The sequence below is a fragment of the Vibrio sp. OPT46 genome, assembly GCF_015163535.1.
Taxonomy (GTDB): Bacteria; Pseudomonadota; Gammaproteobacteria; order Enterobacterales; family Vibrionaceae; genus Vibrio; species Vibrio alginolyticus.
The window spans coordinates 1-324 of record NZ_JADDYG010000439.1 but is presented as its reverse complement, the minus strand read 5'-3'; the positions used below and the strand labels follow the sequence as shown (position 1 = coordinate 324).

The window sequence follows — 324 nt, the reverse complement described above, 5'->3', positions numbered from 1 at the left end:
GATGTTTGAAGAGTATGTGTTCTGTATACCTGCGTTCTACTTTATGGCTATATATTTTAGTGGTCATAGAGTCCCTAAAATGCTTAAATCTCAGTCAATGAAAAGTGTTAGAAACGCAGCTTGGGATTTGACTTTGTTACAACATTGGATAACTCTATCAAACAGAGACAGCGAACAAGTCTGGTTATTGGCAAGCATGGACAAAGCCATTGCAAAAACAGCAAACCTTATGCTGTTAAGGTCAACAGAAACTGATGATGATTACTTGAACAGGCTTGAGCAAAGTTTTGCATCTATGTGGGGGAAAAAGTTTGGTAACGGCAG

1 protein-coding gene is annotated in these 324 nt (G+C 38.6%); it reads left to right on the top strand.

All coding sequences use genetic code 11. The annotated features are described in order from the left end of the window. Positions 1-79 precede the first annotated feature (79 nt). The coding region (locus tag IQR33_RS33565; RefSeq protein ID WP_228013994.1) for a hypothetical protein at positions 80-324 on the top strand (245 nt) is incomplete at its 3' end.